This is a genomic window from Streptomyces sp. NPDC018833 (assembly GCF_044390825.1).
Classification (GTDB): Bacteria; Actinomycetota; Actinomycetes; order Streptomycetales; family Streptomycetaceae; genus Streptomyces.
In genome coordinates this window covers 89273-111835 of sequence record NZ_JBIRZM010000010.1, presented here as the reverse complement: position 1 = coordinate 111835, position 22563 = coordinate 89273, and the positions used below count along the sequence as shown (strand labels likewise).

Below are 22563 nucleotides of genomic sequence, written 5' to 3'. Positions count from 1 at the left end.
GTGTCGCGTTCACATGACGTGTGCGACCTTGTAGGCGATGCCGCCTTCGACGAGGTATCCCGACCCCACGCAGACGATGTCGTTGAGCCAGGCGTACGGCTGCGCCCCCGTTTCGAAGAGCGGGTTCGTCCGGAAGTAGTAGCCGGCGGGGTCGACCTGGTGTCTGGTGACGGGATCGGCCATCGCCGTGCGCAGTTCGGCCGGAGTGACCCAGCGGCCGCCGTACGTCATGTGCACGAGGTGATCGTCGTGGGTGCGCAGGATCAGCCGGACGTCCAGTGTCATCACTCCGTCGGATCGGAACAACGCCCAGTCACCGCCGCCGCCCAGCACCTCGCCCCGCAGTTTCGGGCCGTCGAACGATCCGCCGGCTGCGCCGAAGAGGACTCGCCGCCCGATCGGCCCGGCGCCGATGTCCAGCCGGGGCTTCAGATCGACCACGATGTCGAACAGGTGCTCCGTCCTGATCTCGGCGACAACCCTCACTCGCGGGTCCGGCGTCATGGCCTACCGCCCTTCCTGGCCGGGTGACGCGGGCAGGCCGGTGGCGCCGAACACTTTGCGGCGGACCGCGTCCGTCGAGACGCCCGACTGGGCACAGAGCGCCGACAGGTCGAAGAAGAACCGCTCGCGGGCGATCAGGCCGTCCTCGAAGGCGAATTGGATGAATACCGGCAACTCGGCCCGCCTGCCGGTGGGGACCACGCCGAACCGGTCGCCGGTCATGGTCATTCGGGCCGCTCCCCAGCAGATCAGCGTGACGCCGTTGTCGGCGTGTCCCTGCAGAGTGACGTCGTAGTCGGGAAAGGTGGCGAAGAACCTGGTCAGCGCCTTCTCGTTGGCGGCAGTCCCGCGGGCTGTCGTGCCCAGGGCCGGGGCTTCCAACACCATGTCGGGGTGGCAGAGTTCCATGGCCGCGGGCACATCCCGCCGGCTCTTGGTGACGGCGAGCGCCTGCGCCAGCTCGAACATCCGATGGCCGTTCAATGTGCGCACCTTCCCGTTGAGTGACTGCGGTTGACCAACTGAACGTACGACCGATCGTATTGTTTGGCAAGGGTTGAGGAAGGCGCCAGGCGACGAGTGGACGGGAGCGACGGCAGTGACCACCGACGGGTGAACGGGCGTGCCGCAGCACTGGCGCGGTGACACAGTCGGGCCACAGAGCCGCTTGTTCCCCCGGAGGTGCTGCCCATGGACACCGTTCTGGTCACGGGTGGGACCGGGCATCTGGGGCGGGACCTGATCGGCCTGTTGAAGCCCGACTACCGGGTGCGCGTGCTCGCCCGCTCTCGCGGCACCGACCCCGACGTGGAGTGGGTGCGGGGGGACCTAGCCGCCGGGGCAGGGATCCGGGAAGCGGTGTCGGGGGTCCGTACCGTGGTGCATGCCGCGACGTGGTCACCGGCCGCACGGCGTGGCTACCTCCTGCCGACCGACTTCTGGCGCAGCCCGGCGGACGTCGACGTCGACGGCACACGCCGGCTGCTCGACGAGGCAGCTAGGTCCGGAGTCGGCCATTTCGCCTACGTGTCCATCGTCGGAGTCGACCGGCCGCGCCTGCCGTATCTGCGGCTGAAGCACGCAGCCGAGGAACTGGTGCGTGTGGGGAAGGTTCCCTGGTCTGTGCTGCGGGCCACCCAGTTTCACTGGCTGGCCGACCGCATGCTGGGCAAGGCCGCCCGGATGCCCGTGCTGCCGCTGCCCACGGACATCGAGACCCAGCCGGTGGATTCCGGCGACTTCGCCGCGTACGTGGCCCAGCGCGTCGCCGACGGGCCGGGCGGGCAGTGCGAGGACTTCGGTGGGCCGGAACTGCTCACCTTCGGCGACCTCGTCTCGCAGTGGCAGCAGATCCGCGGCCGGCACCGCTCGGTCGTGAGGGTGCCGGTGCCCGACCGGCTCGGGCAGGCCGCCCGCGACCTCACCTGCCCGACCGGCCGCCGCGGCACCCTCACGTGGTCCGCATGGCTGCTCAGTCACCCGCCCGAGTGACACCGGCACCAGCGCTGCGGATGCGCGCCGTCTGATCCCCGCTGTGCGGCGTCAACGCTCCGGCCGTCGGGTTCACGGCCGCTGCCGATGGCCGCGGCCGTCGCCTCCGTCCCGTGACCGGGCTCTGCTCGGTGGCTCCTCATGGGTCGTCAGACGACGGCGCTACGGTTCGTTCATCGCTGACTTCGTGCTCTCGGCAGGCGCGCGGATCGGATCCTGGGCTTGGGACGAGGTGGTGCCGAGCCGCGTGCGGCCGGCCACGGTGCTTATCCGGTGACGCTGTCCGGACTCGCGGAAAAGCGGCACGTGCCGGCGGGACAGCAGACCCATGTCCAGGACATCGTCGGGAGGTCGAACGTCTTGATCTCCACGACGTCGTTCTGGTCGGACACAGTTGCGAGCATCCCCGTCGGTCACGCCGCCGGGCGTATCCGCGGCCGGCTCCCCTGTGTGGTGTTCATCGACGGCCCTGTTCCGGCCCAGGGAGAGTCGTGCACGTCCAGCCGGCCGGACGGCGGCAGGATCGTGAAGGCGGCGATCGCCGAGAACGGCGGCCGCTGGATGCCTCCTGACCGCGCCGCCTACCACGGCCTCGGTCTGACCGATGAGCAGATCGACCGGATCATGGGTGGCTCGACGCCGCATCCCGGCGCCACGCCGACCGAGCCGGCCGTACTGACACGCCCTGTCGCCGAGCTTGGAGGGGACGTACATCGCCTGCCCGCGGGGCGGTGCTGGGCCGAGCGCCGACGTGGCCGAGCTCGTGGCCGGCGAACGGTGGCGTCTGGTCGAGAGGGAAACCGGCCACTGGCCGATGTTCTCCCAGCCGCGTGAGCCGGCGCGGATCCTCCTCGATGCGGCAGGGCGTGACACCACTCGCACGGCGCAAGGTCCGAGCTCCCGGGTGAGGTGTCGCCGTTCCGGCACGTGGCTGACGCCATCTGCCGCGCACAGTCATCTGCCGCGCACAGTCATCGGTCGGGGCAGGCGCGTACGCGATGGTCGCACTCGCCCGGGCCTGTAGCCGGGCCCCGGCACAGGCCCGAGCCCATTCCTTCGCCCCGAGATGCGTAAATCTCCCCGTCGGGTGAACTGTGGAGGAGTACGCGAAGAGAGCAGTACGGACAAGATGTGGGCCCCATCGGCTCGGGGCCGGCGGCACCCCCGGCAACGGCCGGAACCGTGGGGGCCACCCTTCCTCCGCCCGAGCCATGGGGACCATCTCCGGTGAACCTCGTGAGGGGGCCGATCATGGGCGACCGAAGCAGCGTGACCGTAGGGGTGCTGGGATCCTACGGGGGACGGAACGTGGGCGACGAGGCGATCCTCACCGCCATGCTGGACCGCATTCGGGGCGGGCGCCCGGACGCTCGGCTCGTTCTCTTCTCCCGCAATCCCGACCACAGCCGCACCATGCACCCGGATATCGAGGTGGTCGGCTGGGAGGGCGTCTGCCGGGAGGGCATCTCCGAGCACCTGCGCCGGCTGAGTGTGCTCGTACTCGGTGGCGGCGGGATCCTCTACAACACCGAGGCGCGCCGCTATCTGCGGCTGGCCCGGACCGCACAGGATCTCGGCGTCCCCCTCTTCACCTATGCCGTCGGCGCGGGTCCGCTCACCGACGAGGCGGACTGCGCGTGGATCCGTGCCACGCTCTCCGACGCCGTCGAGGTGACGGTCCGCGACGAGGAGTCGAAGCTGGTGCTGGAAGAGGCCGGACTGACCCGGCCCATCACGGTCACCGCCGACCCGGCGCTGCTGCTCGAACCCGGGGACTGCGGTGGCGAACTCCTGCGGGCCGAAGCCGTACCGCAAGGGGTGCGACTGGTGGGGATGAGCGTGCGGGAACCCGGCCGCGCGGCCGAGCACCTGGACGAGGACGGCTACCACCAACTTCTCGCCAGTGTCGGCGACTTCCTCGTCCACCGGCTGGAGGCCCATGTCGTCTTCGTCCCGATGGAACGCGACGACATCCGGCACGCGCACGCGGTGGTGTCGCACATGGCCGACGCCGATCGCTGCACGGTGCTGCGCGGCAGCTATCGCCCGCAGCAGGTCCTCGACATGGTCAAACAGCTGGACCTCGCCATCGGCATGAGGCTGCACTTCCTGATCTTCGCCGCGCTCGCGGGGATCCCCCTGCTGCCCCTGCCGTACGCGGGAAAGGTCTTCGACTTCGCCCAGCAGATCGGCGCACCCGCCTTGCGCGGTGTGGTCAGGGAGACCGCGGGACTGCTCCTGGCGGAAGTGGACCGCCTGTGGGACGAGCGGCCCGCCCGCGAGGCTCACACGGCCACTCGGACGGCGGCGATGAAACTGAGGGCAGCCGAGACCGGTGACCGGCTCCTTGCCTACCTGGACCGCACCGCCCCCCGCACCCTCGTCCGCAGCGCCATGCCGACGGCCGCGGCCCCCATCGGCTGAGCCGTCACGCCACTCGCTCCCCCGGGAGGAACCGTGTCCTACCTGATGCCGCCCCGCGTCCCGCGGAGCGTGGAGCTGCCCCCGCGCCAGGCTCTGCACGCAGGCTCGACCCAGGTACTCGTGGTCGGCGGGGGGCCGGCCGGCATCGGGGCGGCCATCGGCGCCGCGAACGCGGGCGCGCAGGTGATCCTCGTCGAGCGGTACGGATTCCTCGGCGGCAACGCCACCGCTGCGCTGGTGATGCCGCTGATGAGCTTCCACAACGAGGTCCAGCAGGCTGTTGCGGGCGATTCCGCTCGGCTGCTGCCGCCCGATCACGGGGAGGGCGAGCCGGTCGTCGGCGGCGTGCTGTGGGTGCTGCTCGACCAGTTGGTGCGTGCCGGAGCGGCGATCCGCCCCTCGCTGGACACCGGCTACACGGTGCCCTTCGACGCGGAGCTGTTCAAGCTGGTCGTGTACGACATGCTGGAGATCCACGAGGTCCGCACGCTGCTGCACGCGTTCGCCTCCGGTGTCCTCCAGACGCCCGATGACCGCGTACGGGCGGTGTTCGAGACCAAGTCGGGGCCGGTCGTCATCGATGCGGATGTGATCGTCGATTGCACGGGGGACGGCGACATCGCCGCCGCGGCCGGTGCCGAGTACGAGATCGGCCGACCGGAGGACGGCTGGACGCAGCCCATGTCGCTCATGTTCCGCATGGTCCGCTTCGACCATGAGCAATTCGCCGCGTACGCCCGCTCCCACCCGGATCAGTGGAAGGGTGTGCACGGGCTGTGGGACCTGGTCCGCGCCGCCACCGACGCGGGCGAACTGGACCTGCCGCGTGAGGACGTGCTGTTCTTCGCCACCCCCAACACCGGCGAAGTGGCGGTCAACTCGACCCGCGTCACCGAGGTGCTGGGAACCAGCGTCTGGGACCTCACCCGCGCCGAATTCACCGCTCACCGCCAGATGGCTCAGATCGCACGCTTCCTGCGCAGCCGCGTGCCGGGATTCGCCGACTCGTACGTCGTGCAGAGCGGCGTCCAGGTCGGTGTCCGTGAGACGCGCCGGATCGTCGGCGAATACCAGCTGACGGGGGAGGATGTGCTGACGGCACGCAAGTTCGGCGACGTCATCGCCCGCGGCGCCTACCCGGTGGACATCCACAACCCGAGCGGTCGCGGCACGACGCTCAAACGAGTACCGCGCGGCGAGTCCTACGACATCCCCCTGCGCTGCCTCTTCCCCCGTGGCGTGGAACGGGTCCTCGTCGCAGGCCGCTGCATATCGGGCGACCACGTGGCCCACTCGTCCTACCGTGTCATGCCGATTTCGATGGCCACCGGTCAGGCGGCGGGCGTCTGCGCTGCCCTCGCCGCAGCCCATGGCCAACGCCCCCAGGACATCCCGGCGAAAGCGGTCCAGGAAGAGCTCCGCTCGCAGGGGGCAAGACTCCAGTGACGCCCGGGCGGCACCGGGAACCGTGTCGTCGCCCACGTACTGCTGAGCCACGGCCTGTGCCTGTGCCTGTGTGCCTGTGACCCGCTCGCGGCGAGGCAGACCCGTCGAAGAACATGCCCGCTGACGGAGGACCGTCGTTCATCCGTCGTATCGCGACCCCTCGGCGCTCCGGCGGCGGCGGAGTCCCAGCCGGTAACGTGGCAGTGGTGTTCTCCAGGGCGACGGCCAGGTCGACCGCGTCCCGGACGGGGGCGGCGTCGTGGACGCGTACGAGGCGGGCGCCTCGACTGACCGCGAGGGCGCAGGCTGCGACTGTGGCCGGGCCGCGCTCGTTCTTGGCACGGCCGAGCAGCCGGCCGAGGAAGATCTTGTGCGACGGCGCGGCGAGCAGGGGATGCGGCGCGGTCCGACCGCGGCCACGGAAGGCGCCTCGTCGGTGCCCCCGAGAACAGCACCTCGGCCGGGCCGTCATCGGCTCCTGGCCTCTTCGGAGCCGGGTGAGCCTCTTCGGAGCCGGGTGAGTCGGGGCAGGCGGCCGCACCGGTGGGCCACTCGCAACCGACCGTTGACCCGCTCACCGGCCGGTGCACCCGACCTCGGGCCACGGGGCGCCGCGGCCCGTTCGGATCGCGAGCGCGGCGTGCCCGTGGGCATCATGGCAGGAGGCCGGCCGGTCCGGACCGCGGCACCGACGGCGTTCCGCGGCCACCGCCGCCCGACCACCCGTCGACTGCCGGAGGCCGACCACGTGCACACCCTGCTGCCGGTGCTCTTCGCGATCTGCGCGGCGCTCAGCAACGCCTTCGCCACCGTGCTCCAGCGCAAAGCGGCTCTTGTCGTCCCGCGCTCGGAAGGCTTCCGCGCCGGTCTGATGCTCGATCTGCTGCGCCAGCCCGTCTGGCTGGCCGGCATGCTCGCCGTCGTCATCGCCGGCGTCTGCCAGGCGGTGGCTCTCGGAACCGGGCCGCTGACGATCGTTCAGCCGCTCTTCGTCCTCGAACTGCCGCTCGCCCTCATCCTGGCGACGCTGCTGCTGCACGGGAGCCTGCCGCGCACCGGGTGGGTGGCCGTGGCCGGTGTCGTGGTGGGCCTCGGCATTGCTCTGGCCGCCGCGTCGCCTTCGGGCAACCGTACCGATGTGCCGGCGGACCGCTGGATCGTCACCCTCGCGGTGTGCGCTGCGGTGGTCGTCGCGCTCGCCGCCGCTGCCCTGCGCCGCCCGGAGGGCCGGGCCCGCGCAGCCTGCCTCGGCACGGCCACCGCGATCAGTTACGCCGTCACCGCGGCCCTGATGAAGGAGGCGGTGCACATCCTGGACGACCATGGCCTCGGCGCCTTCCTCACGGCCTGGCAGACCTACGCCTTCGCGGCGACCGGTGTGGCGGCGCTCTTCCTGCTGGAGAACGCGATGCAGGCGGGCCCGCTGGTCGCTTCCCAGCCCGCGCTCACCCTCGGCGACGCGGCCGTGAGCCTGTGCCTCGGCATCCTCCTCTTCGAGGAACACGTCCGCACCGGCTGGTGGCTGCTCCCGGAGGCGCTAGGGGTGGCGTTGGTGGTGGCCGGTGTCCTCACCCTGGCCAGGATGCCGCTGGCCCGGTCCCTTGCCGCCTCCGAGGAGCAAGAGGCCACCGTGCCCTGAGCCCGGTCAGCCGTCCTGGCCGGAGGGGAGCGCCGTGCGGAGTGCCTGACGGACCGACCACACCACGGCCACCAGCGGCACCGCGGTGACCGCGCCCACCACACCCGCGGCGACCGCTCCGCCGACCACCGACAGCGCGACGACCACGGGATGCAGCCGGACGGCCCAGCTCATCACGATCGGGTGCAGCAGCTGACCCTCGATCTGCCCGATGACGACGATCAGGGCGACGACCACGGCCGCGATCAGCGGTCCCTCGGACGCGAGCGCAACCACCGCGGCCACGGCGAGCGCGATGGGCGAACCGACGAGAGGGATGAACGCGGCGAAGAACTCCAGCAGGGCAAGCGGCAGCGCGAGGGGCACGCCGATGGCGAAGAGGGCGATGCCCACCAGGATCGCGTTGGTGGCCGCCACCAGGAGAATGCCGTGCGTGTATCCGGTGAACGTCCGCCAGGCGGCCCGGCCGGCGACCGTCACGCGCTCCCGGGTCGCGGGCGGCAACTGTCCGCAGAACCAGCCCCACTGGCGGTCGCCGGAGTGGACGAAGAAGACCGAACAGAACAGCGCGAGGGCCAGCACGGTCAGCACCTCGACCAGCCGCCCGGCGCCGCTCAGCGCCTCACTGACGACGGTGGACCGGTGGCTGGACAGCAATTGGCCGATGCGGGACTGGATGTCGGTGAGGGCCTCCGGGGCGATGCGGAACGGGGGCTGCTCCAGCCAGTTCTCAATCCTCTCGATGCCGATGCGGAACTCCCGTACCAGTGTGGTCCGCTCGCCCGCGACCACCTCGCCGACCAGGACGAACACACCCAGCACGAGCCCGATGCTGCACAGCAGCGACCCGGCGACGGCGAGCGGACGAGGCAGGAAGCGTGCGGCCAGATCGGCCACCGGCCGGAGCACGGCGGTGACGACCAGTCCCAGGAATACGGCCACCGCGATCTCGTGGAACCGCCCCAGCAGCGCGAAGACGCCGTAGACGGCAGCGGCCACCACGAGGAACCGCCAGGCGTACGCGGCGGCCGTCCGCAGCGAGTCCGGCACCCGCGGTCCCTCTGCGGTGGACGGCGCACCCGAAGGGCGCTCATGCCGGTCCGGCGACCTGGGGGGCATGCACATGCGCGTACCACCGGACGCGCCGCAGACCACGCGTTCGGTGCATTGTTCGCCCGAAGGTACGCGGGATCGGGCCGCCACGTGGCCAGGCGGGTCGAGCGGTCAGCCGGAGCAGGCCGCACAGGTACCTCTCATGGGACGCGGGAAGGTGCGGTGCCCGTACTCCCTCACCGTGAGCAGTTCGTGGCGAGGCTCCTCCTACGCCTTTTCGGCCTGCTCCACGACCAGCACGATCTTGCCGGTGGTGCGGTCGGTCTCGCCGAGGGTGTGGGCCTTGGCGGCCTCGGCAAGAGGGAAGACGGCCTCGATGCGCGCGCGCAGGGCGCCCGCTTCGACGAGGTCGGCGATCGCGCTCATCCCGGCATGGTCGGCCTCGACGAGGAGCGTCTCGACGCGGATGCCCCGCTCGGCTGCCTGCTCCGCTTCGCCCGGGTCGGTTCCCGGCAGGAGCGAGACGAGGGTGCCGCCGGGGCGCAGGACGTCGAGGGAGCGGGCGCGGGTGTCGCCTCGCGGCCGCCGGGCTGCTCGACGGCCGGCCGGCCACCACGCACTGGGCACTCGCGGACGTCTTCCGCGACTGGTTCCCGCACGTGGCACTGGATCCGGACGTCCTGTTCATCGACGACGGCGACGTGCTGACCTCGGCCGGCGCCGCATCAGGAGTCGACGTCTGCCTGCACCTCGTACACAAGGACCACGGCAGCGAGGTCGCCAACCGGGTGGCCCGCGCCTGTGTTGTCCCGCCGTGGCGGGACGGAGGGCAGGCGCAGTACATCGAGCAGCCGGTACCGGAGACCTCGGCGAACGGAACGGCCGCCACCCGCCATTGGGCGCTCGAAAACCTCCATGAGCCGCTGACCCTGGCCGAGCTCGCCGATCACGCCAACATGAGCCTGCGCACCTTCGCCTGCCGCTTCGGCGAAGAGGTCGGTATGAGCCCGGGCCGGTGGCTCATCCAGCAGCGCGTCGCCCGGGCACGGCACCTCCTCGAATCCACCGACCTGGCAGTGGACGAGATCGCGGGGCAGGTCGGCTTCGCCACCGGCACCTCGCTGCGGCAGCACCTGCATGCCGCCATCGGCGTGTCACCGCTCGCCTACCGGCGCACCTTCCGGGGCGTGCCGTCGTCGAGTATCTGACCCGTACGCGTTCGCCGGCTACCAGGTGGCCGCTTCACCAACGCCGAGGAGAGCCAGGCCGGTTTCGCCGACAAGGCGAAGTGGCTCCCCGAGAACCGCCTCCTCGCGGCCGGCGTCCAGGTCCGGGTGGGCGAGCCGTGGGCGCCGAACGTGGTCGCCGACCGCAATCTGGTCACTGGTCACAACCCGTCCCCCTCCGCCCCGCTCGCGGTCGAGATCCTCAAGAAGGCTGGCCTGACGATGGTCAGCGACCGGCTCGAAGAGGCCCTCGACTCCACTGCCTCTGCCAGGAGGCGGGCACACCGGACGGTGTGGAGCCGGCCGAGGCCGCCGACATCCGCATCGCCCTGGCCACCGGCCTTGGAGGCCGTCCCTGACGGCGAACGGCTCCTGGAGACCGCGCCCCAGGCACTGCGCGCCGGACTGCTGGTGTGCGGGCCGTGCGCTCGCTGAACCCGACCGCGTGGGGCACAGGATGTCGGGTCCGGCAGGTTCAGCCCCGGGCCGCCGCGATGTCCCAGCTGGGCGGAGCCGGAGCGGTCGGCAACTCGCCAATCGTGTCGGCAGACCGGCCAACTCCCGGGCAGGAATGGGGGCATGTCCTGCGCTCGCCTGCCGTCATGGCATGATCCAACTGCTGTTACCGGCAAGTAGGGCATGCCGTGACAGCTGCCACCCCCCTCACGCACATCGCTCATCGCCGGAGGACACCCCCGTGCGCACTCCCACCAGGAGACTCCTGGTCCCCACGCTGATCTGCCTCACCCTGGCGGTGAGCGGATGCTCCACCACACCCGGCAGTACCGCCGCCGGCACCCCCGGAGTGACATCCGCCGCCACCCCGGCGGCGAACCCCGCCGCTGTGGGCGAGGGAAGCGAACGGCTCGACGTCACACCGGCACCGCAGGACACGCCAACTGCCGTGGCACCGGCGACCAAAGGCGGCACCGGCACCCGCCAGAGCACGTTCAAGGTCGCGGACTACGATCAGCGGACTCGGCACGCGGTCATCGCCACCCCGCCTGACGCCTCACCGACCGCGACCGCGACCCCGACCCCGCCCCCGACATCCGGGCGATCGGCCGAGCCCGGCGCCGAAGCCCCGGTCAGGACGGGCGACGTCATCGCCAGCGCCCCCGCGCCCGGCGCCCCCAAGGGCCTCCTCGTCGAGGTGACGAAGGTGGTGCGCACCACGGACAAGGGCACCGAGGTCGCCACCGAACCCGCGACGCTCAGCGCACTCCTCGCCGACGACAAGGCCGACGGCCGGATACCCGTGGACCCGGCCACGGTCGAGGTCGAGCCCTTGGTGAAGGGCGTGAAGTTGTCCTGGGCCAAGCCCGACGGCGTCCGCTTCGGCCCCAACGGCGCGAAGGTGCCAGTCGGCCGGCTCCGCCTCGACGTCGGCACCTCGCTCGCCACCGCCGAGGACGCGCCCGTCTCGGCCGCCGCCTCCCTCTCCGGCTTCGTCCAGCTGGCGCCCGAGGTGGAGTTCTCCTACGACGGCAGCGCCCACGGACAGGCAGGCAAGCCTGGACCCGGTTCAGCGTTCCTCGGCATGTCCGGCGACTGGGCCGCCCAGTGGGCGCTGAAGGGCCGCGCGGCCGCCCAGACCTCCCAGCGCATCGCCTTCGCCAAGCTGCACGCCGACCCCGTGATCCAGGTCGGCCCCGTGCCCGTCGTCGTCAACCTCGACCTCACCGTCTACCTCCAGGTCGAGGCCGACGGCCGCGTCACCCTCGACGTGCGGCAGGACGTCAAGGGCGACTTCCGCGTCGGCGGCGGTTACACGCCTGGCAAGGGCTGGACCCCGGTCAGCACCTCCGACCTGACGAGCACTCCCGTGACGGCCACGGTCACGGCAGTCGGCCGGGCGAAGACCGCCCTGGGGGCCGAGGCGTCCGTCGGCCTGTACGGCATGGCCGGTCTCACCGCCGACTTCGCCCCGTACCTGCGTGCCGAGGGTGAGGTCCGGGCCTCAGCCGCCACGGACGGCACCGCGGACCTGAACGGCGCCTGGGCCCTCCACGGCGGCTTCGACCTGAGCGGCAACCTCCAGCTCCAGCTTTCGGTATTCGGCACGCCCGTCTTCAGGAAGCGCATCCCCCTGGGCAGCCTTCACCGCGAATGGCCCCTCGCGAGCGGCCGGTTGAAGCAGTCCACCTGACCGCACGGGCCGGTCGCCGACGGCCGGACGAACGAAAAGTTCCCGCCGCATGAGCGGCCGGGGGCGGTCCCGGGGAGGCGGGGCGTCACCCGTCAGCGGGCGCACACACGGGCGTTGACCCTCGACCTCGTTCTCCGCGCCGTCGGCCTCCTTCTTGCCGTTCCGGGTCTTGCTGAGCAGGGCCCGGGGCCCGCAGGTTCACCGAGTCGACGGCGCAGCGGTTGAGTGCTTCCGTGTCACTCATCCGGTGACCGGAGCCCGGTGCCGCTCCGGAGACAAGCCGCAGGGCGCCGTGATGACTTGGCGGGGCGTCAGGCAGGTGCGACCCGCCCGGCACGGCGAATCGTGCTCGGGGCTCGGGGCTCGGGGCTCGGCGCCCGCGGCACGGGCAAGCGCGGCCTGTCCGGCGACACCGCCTACCTCCGCGGTGTCCTCGCCACCATCGAGGGCCCGTCGTCCCGGTCGGCCACTCCTGCGGCGGTGCCGTCATCAGCAGTGCCGCCGCGGCAACAGCCGGGTGAAGGCACTCGTCCACATCGCCGCGTTTCACCACGGACAAGGGCGAGCGCGCAGCGGAGCCTGCCGGCGAGTTTCCCCGCTCCACCCTCGGCGAGACGGTCAACCAGCTTCGGTACCCGCTGCCCGGCGAGGGCACCGAAACCGAGCTCGTCACCGAACAGGCCATATACCACCGCCAGTTCGCCGCCGACGTCCCCGCCGAGGGAAGCCCGGATCCCGGCCGCGACCCGGCGCGCCGTCCCCACCGCGGCCCTGGAGGAGCAGGCCGCAGGCGGCGGCGTGGAGGACGATCCCGTCCTGGGCGCTGATGGCCACCGCCGACAGAACATCCCGCCGGCCGCCGAGCGGTGGATGGCGCGGCGCGCCGGCTCTCACACCACCGAGGTGAACGCGTCACACGCCGTGGCCGCATCCCGCCCGGCAGTGGTCACCGACGTCATCCTGGACGTTGTCCGCGGTACCTGCTGAGCGCGCGCAACCACCCCGTACGTCCTCCGAAGGAGAGCCCCGCCATGTCGAACCAGCCGACACTCGAGCCGGCCGCCCAGGCCTTCGCCGATGCCACCGCCCGGCCGCCGTTCCTCTACGAGATCCCCGTCGCGGACGGCCGCAAGGCCGTGGACGACGTCCAGAGCGGTGAAGGCGTCACCCTGCCCGACGTCGACGAGGACTGGGTCACCGTCCACGGCGGTCCCACCGGGGACGTCCGCGCCAGGATCGTCCGCACTCGCGGCCTCACAGGCCCGCTCCCCGTCATCCTCTACATCCACGGCGCGGGCTGGGTCTTCGGCAACGCCCACACCCACGACCGGCTGGTCCGCGAACTCGCCGTCCGCGCCGGGGCGGCCGTGGTCTTCCCCGAGTACGAACTCTCGCCCGAAGCCCGCTACCCCGTCGCCATCGAGCAGAGCTACAGCGTCGCCCAGTGGATCGCCCGCGCAGGACACCACAAGGAGCTCGACGGCACACGGATCGCCGTCGCGGGCGACTCGGTCGGCGGGAACATGGCTGCCGCCCTCACCTTCATGGCGAAGCAGCGCGACGACCTCCGCATCGTCCACCAGGTCCTCTTCTACCCGGTCACCGACGCAGCCTTCGACACCGGCTCCTACCACCAGTTCGCCACCGGCTACTTTCTGCGCCGCGAGGCCATGCAGTGGTTCTGGAACCAGTACACGACCGACGAGGCCGAGCGTGCCCAGATCACCGCATCCCCGCTGCGCGCCTCCCTCGACCAGCTCGCCGGACTGCCGCCCGCCCTGGTCATCACTGCCGAGGCCGACGTCCTGCGCGACGAGGGTGAGGCGTACGCCGACAAGCTGCGCGCCGCCGGAGTCCCCGTCACCGCCCTGCGCGTGCAGGGGATCATCCATGACTTCGTCATGCTGAACGCGCTGCGCGAGACGCACGCCGCGGAGCTCGCCATCGGTCTCGCCGCCGGCATCCTGCGCAAGGCCCTGGCCTGACGGGGACCAACGGTGCGCCGGCCATGCCCGTGGCCGGCGTCTTCCCAGCCCGGCACCGGAGCACCCGCCGACTGATCTCCTCGTCCGCACCGCGAGGGTGTCCACCGGCGACCCCGGCGACCCCGGCCGCCCCGAGGCCCGCGCCGTCGCGATCCAACGGCGGCCGGGTTGTGGCCCTCGGTGACGACCACGACATCGCCCAGCTCGTAGGCCCGGCGACCAGGATCGTGGATGCACCGGGCCGCCGGGTGGCCCCGGCTGTATGACTCGCACCTGCACGTCATCCGGGGCGGCCTGAACTACGAACTGGACCCGCCATCCGGCGAAACCTCCGACCGGCCGACCGTCGACCACGGGTTCCTGGGTTTCCGAACAGCGGGCAGGGCGGTGGGCTGACGCAGGCGGACGCAGGCGGACGCAGGAGGGCCCACCTGCGGGTTGTGCCGCAGGGTGGACTCCTGAGTGTCTTGACGGACGGCGCGGAGCGCCGCGTGGAGGACTCGCGACTGGTCGCCTGCCCGACCGCACCCGGCTGCGCGGCTGCCCACTGCCGGAGACAATGTCGTGGTGCCGCTGGGCAGTACGCCAGAGTTCGGCAACATGCCGACGTCGAAGGGGACCGTGGTCAGACTGGAACGCACCACGACCGGGACCGGGACCGCCACCGCCACCGCTACGGCCATTGCCACGGCTCCGCGGTCAGATGGCCCATGAAGGGATCCCCCGAGGACCTGGTCCGCGCGGCCCGCGCCGTGGGCGTGAGGGACGACCGTCTCCTTGAGGCCATCCGGAGCATCCCCCGCGCGGAGTTCGTCCCCACGGGCGAGGTGGCATCCGCGTACTGGGACACGCCCGTTTCGCTCCCCCACGGCCAGGTGACCACCCAGCCCTCGCTGATCGCCATGATGGTCGCCGCGCTGGGCCTCACCGGAGACGAGCAGGTCCTGGAGGTCGGGACCGGATACGGCTGGCAGACCGCGTTGCTGGCCCGCTTGGCCGCGTACGTCGTCAGCGTCGAGCGCTGGCCCGATCTGGTGGACGAGGCCCGCCTGCGGCTGGCAGGACAGGGCGTCGGCAATGCCGAGGTCTTGCTCGGCGACGGGACGCTCGGGATTCCGAGCCGTGCCCCGTACGACGCCGTCATCGTCTGCGCGGCCTTCCCGCAGGTGCCGGAGCCACTGGTGGACCAGCTCCGTACCGGTGGCCGGCTCGTCCAGCCGATCGGGCAGGGCGGGCAGGAGCGCGTCGAGCTGTACCAGCGGAGGGCACGCGGCGTGGTGCACCTCAGGACGGTCACCGCAGCCCGGTTCGTCCGTTTGTATGGCGCCCACGGCTACGACCAGCGTTGACGCGCTCAGTGCTGACAGGTGCCGATCAGGTACCGGAGGCCGGCCAGCTGCCCTTCGGGGCGCGGTGCACTTCCGCGGCGCCCGGACGTCGTGCCGAGGCAGAGGCAGAGGCAGAGGCAGGGGCAGAGGCAGCGCCAGCGGCAGCGGCTCGGACAGGGCGCACAGGCGGAAGAAGCAGCGGCGCGGCCCGTGCCCCGGTGGCGGCATCGGGCCGCCCCTGCCCGAGCGCCCGAAGCCGTTGGGCCACGGCTGGCCTGTATGGGGCTTCTGGCCCTCTGCCACCGGTGGTCCCCGGATCCCTGCCCGCCACCAGCCGGTACTGGAACGTCGTCCCCGGTGCGTCTCCGTCTCCGTCTCCGTCCCCGTCCCCGTCCCCGTCCTCGCACAGGAGCACCAGCTCGTGCCTCGTGGGGCACGCACCCGACCGGTCGGGAAGCCCAGCCCTCCGAGGGTGGGGTTTACGTGAGCCGGCACGGAAGGCACCCCCGGCGCGCGCTCCGGCTCGCTCGGCGCCTCCAACGGCGCAACCTGCGTCGATGGCGCGAAGGACCATCCATCCGGCACCGACAGTCCTGCGAGGCCAGAGACGCGTACACATGTCCGATCTGCGCGATCTCTTGACGCGCCGAACTCGAATCGGCACAGTCCGTGCGGACTACGGCGGAGTCGGGCACATCGGCGTGCCTGTCCCGCCGTGATTCCTAGGGGGGAATCACATGCACGCGTTATTGCACATGCGCATGCCCATGCCCGTACGGGCTTTCCTGACGGGACTCGCCGTCCTGGCACTCGCCCTGGCCGGCATGGTGGCCTTGGCGCCCAGCGCCACGGCGGCGCCCGTGCCCGATGCCTCGGCCAGTCCCACGGCCGTCGCTCGGTACGGCACCTCCACCGTGACGCTCAGACTCGACGGCGAGTCCAGCACCCAGTCGACACCGACCGACCTCGTGCTCGTACTCGACGAGTCCGGCAGCATCGACGCCACCGAGTGGGGCCAGCTGAAGGACTTCGCCAAGAGCGTGGTCAACGGCGTGGCGGCCCACGGCCTGTTCACCCACGGCGGCAGGGTCGGCGTCGTCGGCTTCGCCGATTCCGCAGCGCCGCCCGTCAGCGCGCTCAGCGGCGACAAGGACGCCGTCCTGAACGCCATCGACACCAACCCCAAGCAGGACACCGGCACGTGCATCGCCTGCGGCCTGGCCGAGGCGAACGCCGTCCTGGGGGCCGACGACCCCGCCCGCAACCAGCTGGTCGTCGTCATCACCGACGGCGAGGCGACCAGCGGCAACACCGCCGCCGAGGCCGCCGCCCTGCAGGCCAAGGCCAACGTCTTCGCCGTGGGCGTCGGTGGAGGGGTCCAGCAGGCCACCTTGGAGGTCATCGCCAGCGGCCCCGGCGCCGACAACACCTTCTCGGTCGGTGACTTCGGCGGCCTCGACACCCTCCTGAAGAAGATCGTCGAGGCGGTCGTGGTGCCCGGCGCCACTCACCCGTCGATCGTCGTCACGCTGGACTCGCCCTGGGAGCTCGTGGCCGGCACCGTGACCGCGAACCTCGCCGGATCGGCCGTGAACAACGTCACCGCGGCGGGATTCACCTGGTCCCGGGCCGATCTCGGGGACGAGGACCTGGAGATCACCTACCAGGTGAAGCACCGCGGCGCCCCGTGTGGGCCGCTGGACGTGAACAAGTCCGTCGTCTACGACGACGACCAGAACGCCTCCGTGACCTTCCCGAAGGTCGTCGTCACTGTCAACTGCCTGCCGCCCGTCGCCGACGCCGGGCCCGACAAGACCGTCGACGAGGGCTCCGCGGTCACGCTCGACGGCTCCGCCAGCCACGACCCGGACGGCACCGTCGTCTCGTACGCCTGGAGCGGTGCCGATGCCGGCATCGGCACACTGGCGGACGCCGGCGCGGCGGTGGCCACGTACAACGGTCTCGACGACGGCAGCGACGCCGTTACGCTCACCGTGACGGACGACAACGGCCTCACCGGCGACGACTCCACGACCGTGGCGGTCAAGAACGTCGCCCCGGACCTCACCCTGACCACCTGCCCGGTCGACCCCCACGCGGTCGACACGGACGTCTCCTTCGCCGGTACGTTCACCGATCCGGGCACCCTCGACACCCACACGATGTCGGTCGCCTGGGGCGACGGCACCACCACCGATGTGCCCGGCGTGAACTCCCCTGTGGGCAGCACGCATCAGTACGCGGCCGCGGGTATCTACGACATCGCCGTCACCGTCACGGACGACGACGGCGGGTCCGACACCCAGCACTGCGGCTTCGTCGTCGTGTACGACCCCGACGGCGGCTTCGTGACCGGCGGCGGCTGGATCAACTCGCCGGCCGGTGCCTACCCGGCCGACCCAGCGGCCACCGGGCGCGCGAACTTCGGCTTCGTGTCGAAGTACAAGAAGGGGGCCACCGAACCCACCGGTAGCACGGAGTTCCAGTTCAAGGCCGGGAGCCTCAACTTCCACTCCGCCGATTACCAGTGGCTGGTCGTCGCGGGTGACAAGGCCATCTACAAGGGCACGGGCACGGTCAACGGCCTCGCCGGGTACTCATTCATGCTCACCGCAACCGATGGCACACCGGACACGTTCCGGATGAGGGTGTGGAAGACCGCGGACGACACCCTCGTCTACGACAACCAGATCGGCTCGGCGCCCGACGCCGACGCGACGACCGCCATCGAGGGCGGGGCGATCGTGATCCACAAGGGCTGACGCCCCACGTCCGGCCGGCGGCTCACCCAGCGCCGGCCGGGCACGGCCGTCTCCGGCAGAGCCTGTCGTCTCTTCGCCATCTCAGCTCACGACCACGTCTGCCCACCAGCTGGTCCCGTCGGCACGCTCTCGCACGCCATACCTGGCCGCCAGCGCCATGACGATTTCGATGCCTCGGCCGTGCTCGTCCGGGTCGAGTCCGGGAGGCGGTGGGTCGGCCGGAGCCGCGGGTCCCGCGTCCGTCACCTCGACGTGTACGGCTTCGAGCCCGTCCACCAGGACCCGCGACAGCCGCAGCGTCGCCGGGGGCAGGGCATGGGTGATCGCATTGGTGAGCAGCTCCGAGGCCAGCAGAAGCACGTCCTCGGCGATGTCCGCGGACAGGCGCCAGTCGGAGAGGACCGCGCGCACGCGCCGACGCACGACCGAGGCGGCCCTGGGGGCGTGTGGCAGCGGAAAGACGTACGTGACGTCTTCGGGAAGCTCCGCGCTCAGCTGCGCCACTGTCATGGCCCCTCCTCTTCCGGGAGCGCTGCCGGCCGGTGGGCCGGGCGTGATGTGAAACGCTAAGGACGGAGCAGTGGCGGGTCAATGAACGGCGGTCGGCATTGCCGAACGGAGGTCTTGAGCCGAAGGGACTAGGATCGTTTTATGGTCGGCCCGGTCCAGTCCATAGAACGGGCGGCGGCGATCCTGCGTCTGCTCGCCACCGGCCCCCGCAGGCTGGGCCTGGGCGAGGTGGCGTCGTCGCTCGGACTGGCCAAAGGCACCGCCCATGGCATTCTGCGCACCCTGCAGCACGTGGACTTCGTGGAGCAGGACGCGGCCACCGGGAAATACCAGCTCGGAGCGGCTCTGCTCCATCTCGGTACCAGCTACCTCGACGTCAACGAGCTGCGGTCGCGCTCCATCAACTGGGCCGACGCCCTGGCCGCCCGCAGCGGTGAGGCCGTTCGCCTGGGCACACCCCTGGAGGGGAAGGTGCTCATCGTCCACCACGTCTTCCGGCCGGACGACACCCTCCAGACCCTGGACGTGGGTGCGCTGCTGCCGCTTCACGCCTCCTCGCTCGGCAAGGTCCTGCTGGCCTTCGGGGCCGCGCCCGTCGAGCCGTTGCTGAAGGCCGGGCTGGAGGCCTACACCCGGCACACCCTGGTGCTCCCCGAGGACCTCAACCGGGCGCTCGGCGAGATCCGAGAGCTCGGCTGGGGCTCCGAGGTGCAGGAAATGAGCATGGGTGACGCCGGAATCGCTACACCGATCCGGGGGCACGGCGGCCTCGTCGTGGGCGCGCTCGGCGTATCCGGCCCGGTCGAGCGGATCTGCGACACGGGAGGACGGCCCCAAGCCGCCCTGATCACCTTGCTCCGGGAGGCCGCACGGGCGATCTCCAGAGACCTGGGCGCGGGCCGCTGGTAGGCACCCGCGGCTCCGCGACACATCGGAAGGCAGGCCCGATCATGGTTGCACGGTATGTGATGTCCATCGACCAGGGCACCACCTCCACTCGATGCATCCTGTTCGACCACCGCGGGCGGCTGGTGTCGGTTGCCCAGCGAGAGCATCGCCAGTTCTTTCCCGAGCCCGGATGGGTCGAGCACGACGCCGTCGAGATCTGGCGCAACCTGCAGCGCGTGGTGCCCGAGGCACTGTCCCACGCCGGCGTGGATGCCGGGCAGATCGCCGCCATCGGGATCGCCAACCAACGGGAGACGACCGTGCTCTGGGACCGGCGGACCGGTGCGCCGCTGGGTAAGGCGATCGTCTGGCAGGACACCCGCACCGCTCCGCTCGTCGACGAACTGAGAGATCGGCCCGGGGACGAGTTCTTCCTCGAACGCTGCTGCCTGCCTCCGTCGACCTACTTCTCCGCGCCCAGGATCCGCTGGTTGTTCGATCACGTCGACGGGCTGGAGCAGCGTGCCCGGGACGGCGAGGTGCTGTTCGGCACGATGGAGAGCTGGCTGATCTGGAATCTCACCGGTGGGACGGCCGGCGGCCTGCACATCACCGACGTCACCAACGCCAGCCGAACCATGCTCATCGACATGCGGAAGCTGACCTGGGACGGCGAGCTCATGGAGTTCTTCGGAGTCCCGCGCCAGATGCTGCCGGAGATCCGGCCCTCGGCCGAGTGCTACGGCGAGGCCCGCTCCGTGCTCCCGGGGATCCGGATCACGGCCGCCCTCGGCGATCAGCAGGCGGCCTTGTTCGGGCAGACCTGCTTCTCGCCCGGCGAGGCGAAGTGCACCTACGGGACCGGAAGTTTCCTGCTGATGAACACCGGCTCCGACGTCGTCCGGTCCCAGCACGGGCTCCTCACCACCGTCGCATACAAGATCGCGAAGCAGCCGGCGGTCTACGCCCTGGAGGGGCCGATCGCCGTCACCGGCTCTCTGGTCCAGTGGTTCCGCGACCGACTGGGTCTGATCAACAGCGCACCCGAGATCGAGACCCTGGCGCGCACCGTCGAGGACAACGGCGGCTGCTACATCGTCCCCGCGTTCTCCGGTCTGTTCGCACCCCACTGGAGAAGCGACGCCCGCGGCGTCATCGTCGGCCTCACCTCGTACATCACGAAGGGCCACTTGGCCCGAGCCGTCCTGGAGGCCACCGGCTGGCAGACACGGGAGGTCGTCGACGCCATGAACGCCGATTCCGCGCTCGCCCTGAAGCAGCTCAAGGTGGACGGGGGCATGACCTCCGACAACCTGCTCATGCAGTTCCTCGCCGACGTGCTCGACGTTCCCGTGGTACGGCCCATGGTCGCCGAGACGGTTTCGCTCGGCGCCGCCTACGCCGCCGGCCTCGCGGCCGGCTACTGGTCGGACATGGAGGTCCTGCGCCGCAACTGGCACAGGGCCGCCCAGTGGCTGCCGGCCATGGATTCCGAACGGCGGGAGCGCGAATACGACTGCTGGCAACGAGCCGTCGAGCGGTCCCTGGGGTGGATCCAGCCGCCTAAGCGATCATGACACCCCCCGGCCGGCCTTCGGCCGGCCCGGCGGGCGATGAGCGCGGCGCAGCGGCCGTCCCCGACCGCGGTGTAGTTCCGTGGCCGCGGAAACCCGTTCTCCCGTCCGCCTGTGCCGCATCCGGGGTCTGGAATATGTGGCCGGAGGCGGGAGGCGTGGCTGTCACCTTCATGCCTTCTCCTGGCTGTCACCCAGCCGAGTCGGGGCGGTCGAGAAGGTCGCTCAGCGGGACGTCGGAGTCGGCGAGCCTCGTCGCGTCGACCGGGCGCCCGGAGGTCACGAGGGCCCGGATCGGGTCAGTGACCTCCCAGACGTTGACGTTCATTCCGGCCAGGACCCGGCCCCCGGCGAGCCAGAAGGCGATGAACTCGCGGGTGTCCCTCCGGCCGCGGAAGACCACCTGGTCGTAGCCGCCGGGTTCGACGTAGCCGGTGTACTCCATGCCCAGGTCGTACTGGTCGGTGAAGAAGTACGGAAGGCGGTCGTAGGCCACGTCCTGACCGAGCATCGCCTTGGCCGCGGCTTGGGGCTGGTTGACGGCGTTGGCCCAGTGCTCGACACGGATGTGCCGGCCGAGCAGTGGGTGGAAGGCGTTGGCGACGTCCCCGGCGGCGTGGATGTCGGGGTGCGACGTGCGCAGGCGGGCGTCGACGCGGATGCCGTTGTCGACCTCCAGGCCGGCAGCGCCGGCGAGCTGGGTGTTGGGGGTGATGCCGACCCCGACGATGACCGCGTCGGCAGTGATGCGGCTGCCGTCGGCCAGCAGCACGCCGTTCGCCCGGCCGCCGGCGCCGGTGATCTCGGCGACCTGGACACCGCAGCGCAGGTCCACCCCGTGATTGTTGTGCAGGTCGGCGAAGATCTGGGAGACCTCGCGGCCCAGCACACGCAGCAGCGGCAGCTCCGCTCTCTGCAGCACGGTGACCTCCACGCCGGCCGCGCGGGCGGCAGCCGCTGTCTCCAGACCGATCCAGCCGGCGCCGATCACCACGATGCGGGATGCGGACTCAAAGGATTCCTTGATGCGGTCGCTGTCGGCGAGCCGGCGCAGATAGAGCACTCCGTCGAGGTCGGCCCCGGGGACGGTCAGGCGACGCGGTGAGGAGCCGGTGGTCAGGAGCAGCTTCTCGTAGCCGATGCGACTGCCGTCAGCGAGCGTCACCTCGTGCCTGTCCGGGGCGATCGCCGTGACCGTGGCGCCCAGGCGCAGGTCGACGTCGTGCTCGGCGTACCACTGGGCAGGATGGACATAGACGGTGTCACGCTCGTCCTTGCCCAGCAGATAGCCCTTCGACAGCGGCGGGCGTTCGTAGGGGTGCTCGCTTTCCTCTCCGAGCAGTACTACGGGGCCGTCGAAGTTCTCCTCCCGGAGGGTCTGTGCTGCCTTCGCACCGGCCAGGCTCGCTCCTACGATCACGAATGCTGTGTTCGCGGCCATGCTCTCTCCTCTGCTGCGTTGGCTCGACCCGTAGGCGGATGGCGATCCGCTCCCTGCTGACGTCGCACGTGGCCAGGCCATCGTCGTCGACAGCCCTGTGCTGTCAGCGGTTGTTGTGTTCCCCGGTGTGTCCGCCCATCGGT

17 protein-coding genes and 3 pseudogenes are annotated in these 22563 nt (G+C 71.1%); 14 read left to right on the top strand and 6 right to left on the bottom strand.

The features are described from left to right. Positions 1–9 precede the first annotated feature (9 nt). Positions 10–504, bottom strand: a complete 495-nt coding sequence (locus ACH5AF_RS21030; RefSeq protein ID WP_398903136.1) for a DUF3237 domain-containing protein — start codon at positions 502–504, stop codon at positions 10–12. 3 nt (positions 505–507) lie between these two features. Then, entirely contained in the window at positions 508–987 is a 480-nt protein-coding gene (locus tag ACH5AF_RS21025; protein WP_398903135.1) for an ester cyclase, read from the bottom strand. 207 nt (positions 988–1194) lie between these two features. Between ACH5AF_RS21025 and ACH5AF_RS21020 the strand changes: the two genes are divergently transcribed. From ACH5AF_RS21020 to ACH5AF_RS21000, 5 genes and pseudogenes are all read left to right on the top strand, one after another. Next, complete coding sequence (locus tag ACH5AF_RS21020; protein WP_398903134.1) at positions 1195–1995, top strand: SDR family oxidoreductase; 801 nt, start codon at positions 1195–1197, stop codon at positions 1993–1995. A gap of 175 nt (positions 1996–2170) precedes the next feature. Continuing rightward, positions 2171–2860: pseudogene (locus tag ACH5AF_RS21015) on the top strand (alpha/beta fold hydrolase); the annotation flags it as partial. 386 nt (positions 2861–3246) lie between these two features. Continuing rightward, positions 3247–4419: a polysaccharide pyruvyl transferase family protein gene (locus tag ACH5AF_RS21010; RefSeq protein ID WP_398903133.1), complete on the top strand. Its 1173-nt coding sequence runs from the start codon at positions 3247–3249 to the stop codon at positions 4417–4419. Positions 4420–4452: 33 nt separating this feature from the next. After that, positions 4453–5865 carry an FAD-dependent oxidoreductase gene (locus ACH5AF_RS21005; RefSeq protein WP_398903132.1) on the top strand — a complete coding sequence of 471 codons (1413 nt, stop codon included), beginning with the start codon at positions 4453–4455 and terminating at the stop codon, positions 5863–5865. A gap of 748 nt (positions 5866–6613) precedes the next feature. Continuing rightward, the gene (locus ACH5AF_RS21000; RefSeq protein WP_398903282.1) at positions 6614–7504 is read left to right on the top strand and encodes a DMT family transporter; all 891 of its coding nucleotides are present in this window, start codon (positions 6614–6616) and stop codon (positions 7502–7504) included. Positions 7505–7510: 6 nt separating this feature from the next. Here the strand turns inward: ACH5AF_RS21000 and ACH5AF_RS20995 are convergent, their stop codons facing one another. Beyond that, entirely contained in the window at positions 7511–8623 is a 1113-nt protein-coding gene (locus tag ACH5AF_RS20995) for an AI-2E family transporter (RefSeq protein WP_398903131.1), read from the bottom strand. Positions 8624–8824: 201 nt separating this feature from the next. Beyond that, positions 8825–9133 (bottom strand): annotated as a pseudogene (locus tag ACH5AF_RS20990) (zinc-binding dehydrogenase); the annotation flags it as partial. Here ACH5AF_RS20990 and ACH5AF_RS20985 point away from each other — a divergent pair. From ACH5AF_RS20985 to ACH5AF_RS20955, 7 genes and pseudogenes are all read left to right on the top strand, one after another. Then, positions 9133–9765, top strand: a pseudogene (locus ACH5AF_RS20985) (GlxA family transcriptional regulator); the annotation flags it as partial. The pseudogenes ACH5AF_RS20990 and ACH5AF_RS20985 sit on opposite strands and share 1 nt — an antisense overlap. A gap of 126 nt (positions 9766–9891) precedes the next feature. Beyond that, entirely contained in the window at positions 9892–10218 is a 327-nt protein-coding gene (locus tag ACH5AF_RS20980) for a hypothetical protein (protein ID WP_398903130.1), read from the top strand. Between the two features lie 262 nt (positions 10219–10480). After that, positions 10481–11932 (top strand): hypothetical protein, encoded by a 1452-nt coding sequence (locus tag ACH5AF_RS20975; protein ID WP_398903129.1) that lies wholly within the window; start codon positions 10481–10483, stop codon positions 11930–11932. A gap of 798 nt (positions 11933–12730) precedes the next feature. Beyond that, complete coding sequence (locus tag ACH5AF_RS20970) at positions 12731–12919, top strand: hypothetical protein (RefSeq protein ID WP_398903128.1); 189 nt, start codon at positions 12731–12733, stop codon at positions 12917–12919. Between the two features lie 44 nt (positions 12920–12963). Next, a complete protein-coding gene (locus ACH5AF_RS20965) occupies positions 12964–13917 on the top strand; it encodes an alpha/beta hydrolase (RefSeq protein WP_398903127.1) in 954 nt (317 codons plus the stop codon). A 710-nt stretch (positions 13918–14627) separates the two neighbouring features. Beyond that, complete coding sequence (locus ACH5AF_RS20960) at positions 14628–15266, top strand: protein-L-isoaspartate(D-aspartate) O-methyltransferase (RefSeq protein WP_398903126.1); 639 nt, start codon at positions 14628–14630, stop codon at positions 15264–15266. 716 nt (positions 15267–15982) lie between these two features. Next, on the top strand, positions 15983–18007 hold the full coding sequence (locus tag ACH5AF_RS20955) for a VWA domain-containing protein (protein WP_398903125.1): 2025 nt from the start codon (positions 15983–15985) through the stop codon (positions 18005–18007). An 81-nt stretch (positions 18008–18088) separates the two neighbouring features. Here ACH5AF_RS20955 and ACH5AF_RS20950 read toward each other — a convergent pair whose 3' ends face one another. Next, positions 18089–18517, bottom strand: a complete 429-nt coding sequence (locus tag ACH5AF_RS20950; protein ID WP_398903124.1) for an ATP-binding protein — start codon at positions 18515–18517, stop codon at positions 18089–18091. 141 nt (positions 18518–18658) lie between these two features. Between ACH5AF_RS20950 and ACH5AF_RS20945 the strand changes: the two genes are divergently transcribed. After that, positions 18659–19426, top strand: coding sequence for an IclR family transcriptional regulator (locus tag ACH5AF_RS20945; protein ID WP_398903123.1), 768 nt, complete (start codon positions 18659–18661; stop codon positions 19424–19426). 41 nt (positions 19427–19467) lie between these two features. Continuing rightward, positions 19468–20982, top strand: a complete 1515-nt coding sequence (gene glpK / locus ACH5AF_RS20940; protein WP_398903122.1) for a glycerol kinase GlpK — start codon at positions 19468–19470, stop codon at positions 20980–20982. Positions 20983–21169: 187 nt separating this feature from the next. Here glpK and ACH5AF_RS20935 read toward each other — a convergent pair whose 3' ends face one another. After that, the gene (locus ACH5AF_RS20935) at positions 21170–22420 is read right to left on the bottom strand and encodes an NAD(P)/FAD-dependent oxidoreductase (protein ID WP_398903121.1); all 1251 of its coding nucleotides are present in this window, start codon (positions 22418–22420) and stop codon (positions 21170–21172) included. Positions 22421–22563 lie beyond the last annotated feature (143 nt).

Bases quoted from the DNA above. Each gene is read 5' to 3' on its own strand.
- ACH5AF_RS21020 (WP_398903134.1), top strand. From the start codon at position 1,195: ATGGACACCGTTCTGGTCACGGGTGGGACCGGGCATCTGGGGCGGGAC.
- ACH5AF_RS21010 (WP_398903133.1), top strand. From the start codon at position 3,247: ATGGGCGACCGAAGCAGCGTGACCGTAGGGGTGCTGGGATCCTACGGG.
- ACH5AF_RS20950 (WP_398903124.1), bottom strand. From the start codon at position 18,517: ATGACAGTGGCGCAGCTGAGCGCGGAGCTTCCCGAAGACGTCACGTAC.
- ACH5AF_RS20965 (WP_398903127.1), top strand. From the start codon at position 12,964: ATGTCGAACCAGCCGACACTCGAGCCGGCCGCCCAGGCCTTCGCCGAT.
- ACH5AF_RS20955 (WP_398903125.1), top strand. From the start codon at position 15,983: ATGCACGCGTTATTGCACATGCGCATGCCCATGCCCGTACGGGCTTTC.
- ACH5AF_RS20995 (WP_398903131.1), bottom strand. From the start codon at position 8,623: ATGCCCCCCAGGTCGCCGGACCGGCATGAGCGCCCTTCGGGTGCGCCG.
- glpK (WP_398903122.1), top strand. From the start codon at position 19,468: ATGGTTGCACGGTATGTGATGTCCATCGACCAGGGCACCACCTCCACT.
- ACH5AF_RS20945 (WP_398903123.1), top strand. From the start codon at position 18,659: ATGGTCGGCCCGGTCCAGTCCATAGAACGGGCGGCGGCGATCCTGCGT.
- ACH5AF_RS20960 (WP_398903126.1), top strand. From the start codon at position 14,628: ATGAAGGGATCCCCCGAGGACCTGGTCCGCGCGGCCCGCGCCGTGGGC.
- ACH5AF_RS20935 (WP_398903121.1), bottom strand. From the start codon at position 22,420: ATGGCCGCGAACACAGCATTCGTGATCGTAGGAGCGAGCCTGGCCGGT.
- ACH5AF_RS21030 (WP_398903136.1), bottom strand. From the start codon at position 504: ATGACGCCGGACCCGCGAGTGAGGGTTGTCGCCGAGATCAGGACGGAG.